The sequence below is a fragment of the Sphingobium sp. L-44 genome, from assembly GCF_056859495.1.
In genome coordinates this window covers 1-2,366 of sequence record NZ_JBSXOQ010000022.1, presented here as the reverse complement: position 1 = coordinate 2,366, position 2,366 = coordinate 1, and the positions used below count along the sequence as shown (strand labels likewise).

Annotated in this window: 2 protein-coding genes and 1 pseudogene; 1 reads left to right on the top strand and 2 read right to left on the bottom strand. The window is 54.2% G+C overall.

Features of this window, described 5'->3' with window-relative positions; genetic code table 11:
• Positions 1-9: 9 nt before the first annotated feature.
• A pseudogene (locus AC13EK_RS01075) lies at positions 10-800 on the top strand (IS5 family transposase).
• On the opposite strand, the gene AC13EK_RS01070 reads toward AC13EK_RS01075, so the two are convergent.
• Both AC13EK_RS01070 and AC13EK_RS01065 read right to left on the bottom strand, forming a co-directional pair.
• Positions 751-1,305 carry a hypothetical protein gene (locus AC13EK_RS01070; protein ID WP_483021977.1) on the bottom strand — a complete coding sequence of 185 codons (555 nt, stop codon included), beginning with the start codon at positions 1,303-1,305 and terminating at the stop codon, positions 751-753. The pseudogene AC13EK_RS01075 and the gene AC13EK_RS01070 overlap by 50 nt on opposite strands.
• A gap of 221 nt (positions 1,306-1,526) precedes the next feature.
• Positions 1,527-2,204, bottom strand: coding sequence for a hypothetical protein (locus AC13EK_RS01065; RefSeq protein WP_483021976.1), 678 nt, complete (start codon positions 2,202-2,204; stop codon positions 1,527-1,529).
• Positions 2,205-2,366: the final 162 nt, after the last annotated feature.

The window sequence follows — 2,366 nt, the reverse complement described above, 5'->3', positions numbered from 1 at the left end:
CTTTTGGAGGTGGCGTTGGGCGAGCGTATTGGGCTGACGGAGGACGAGTGGGGGATCATCGGCACATTACTGCCATCTGAGCGTGGTCGTGGCTGTCGTCCAGCACAGGACAACCGGCTGTATTTCGAAGGCATGATGTGGATCGCCCGCACAGGTTCGCAATGGCGCCACTTGCCGGATGAATATGGCAAGTGGAACAGCGTTTTCCGCCGCTACCGGCGCTGGGTTACGACCGGGGTGTTCGAGGCGATGCTCGAGACACTGGGCGAAATGGTGGCTCGTGATGCCACTGCGGACATGATCGACAGCACCGTGGTCCGAGCACATCATTGTGCCGTCGGCATAAAAAAGGGACTCAGGAAACCGAGGCGCTTGGCCGATCGCGAGGCGGATTCAGCACAAAGCTCCACGCCCGCTGCGATGCCAAAGGCCGACCGCTCGGCTTTGTCCTGACGCCGGGCCAGAGCCACGATATCCAAGGCTTTGGCCCGCTGTTCCGTTTGATTGCTCATAAGATCGAGGCATTGTTGGCGGACAAGGGCTACGATGCAGATGCCATCCGCGAGGAATTGGCCAATGCTGACGTTGAGGCTGTCATTCCCGCCAAAAGCAATCGGCGCGATCCAATCCCACACGATCGCGAAAAATACCGTTGGCGCAATCTTGTCGAACGCCTCTTCAACAAACTCAAGAACTGGCGGCGTATCGCAACTCGATACGACAAAACCAAAGAGTCCTACCTCGGCTTCGTCAATCTCGTCTCAGCCCTGCAATGGATACCCTTTGTCCACGAAACCTAAGGCCCAACGAAGAAATTTTGTTCCAAGATCCCGTAAGCTTGATTGGCTCAGGTTTGCTCCAGTTGCGACGCTGGATATACCAATCTTCTTTAGGCCGTTGCAAAAACCAGTATTCGATTTCGAGCCCGCTGATCCCTTCCGCGTGCAGTTCATCTATTGCCTCGATGACTTCGATCTCGGCAAACGGTTGGATAGAATCGTCGGCGATCATGACGCCATGTGTCATGCCAGTCGATCGAAGAATGCCCTTCCCGCGTTGGACATGGGCATAATTCGGATCGTCGCTTAGTTTCCAATCTGTTCGGATATGACATTGCCACTCTGTGAGGCCGTCGTCACCAAATCCGAGCATTTCGAGATCGTGTTGGCGGTTACCGATCAGGGAAATGCGATTGGCATGAAGGTACTGAGGATCCTGATGAAACAGCGCTGATGCTTCACGCACCTCGCCGGTCACGTCAGTGAGCTTGATTGAAGCTACTTTTTCGAATGAGGATGACGGCATCGAACGATTGTGCCTCACAGCATCCGGCAGAACAAGCCGGAGCGAGGCAACGGTAGACTATCAGAGCGTCTGATTTTCCCGCGCCGCTGGCGCTTTGAGAGCAGAAGCGGCAGTTGTCCGTGAGAGGCGGTCGATCGGCGCTGAAAGGCTGCTGGGGCGGTTTTAAGAGGTGTATATCGGCGGGGTGTGTAATTACCCCGCCGTCAGTTGAGCGAAATCGGCTACACGATCACAAAAGGTTGGAAATGTTTCGATCCATTTTCCTTTCTCAACTCCTTCCATAATTCGGCGGCGTCAAAGTCGATTGGGTTGAAGGAATGCGTCTCCAGCCGCGCTTTGTGCCATGAAACTAAATCCCGCTTCACCGCTGTGCGGACAGCACGAAGGGCTGGCCCCGACGTGAACAAAACATCGCAAATGCGTATCTGAGATAACGCTTCATGTATCCGCAAAGCCAATTCCGGCCGGTATCCGGCCTTTGTCGACATAAGCAGATGCCTGCCCGGCTTCCGGTTGTTTGGCATGAGATTCTTCGCATCCGTAGGCACCTTGGCCATATATGCGAACATCCGTCTTGCGTCGGCCTTGGTGCGCCCTGCCTTCTTTCTATGAACAGGCAGAATCCCTAATGCGACCTTCCAAGCACGGCTCTTGTTGATTTTCTCCATCGCCAAGCGCATTTTTTTCTTAGATTTGGCGATGGCTATCGCATGGACGTTGAGGAGTAAGGTTCGTCCTTTGCCTTTCTGGGGATGGTTCATGATGGGTTGAATTTCCATCATGGCAATCATCGAAATGCCCATCATCCGTGCCGCTCTATCCACTTTTCCGCGGAGCTTTTTTAATGCGATATATGGCGTTCGATCCGAGGACACGCCGCAATCTTCCGCGAACGTCATAAAATAGATTTCGCCATCGATCGTCGGTCACGTCCGTCAATGTGGTGTAATTTCGGTGCTGGCCATCGGGCTGCATTTTCAGGCGGCCTTGGGTGTAATCTGTAGCGGCTGAACCTCCTCGGTTATGGGTGTGGCAAGGGCGGCCATGCCCTCGATCTGCAT

What these genes read in the sequence shown, in the direction of transcription:
- AC13EK_RS01070 (WP_483021977.1), bottom strand. Translation starts at nt 1,305, where the DNA reads ATGCCGTCATCCTCATTCGAAAAAGTAGCTTCAATCAAGCTCACTGAC.
- AC13EK_RS01065 (WP_483021976.1), bottom strand. Translation starts at nt 2,204, where the DNA reads ATGACGTTCGCGGAAGATTGCGGCGTGTCCTCGGATCGAACGCCATAT.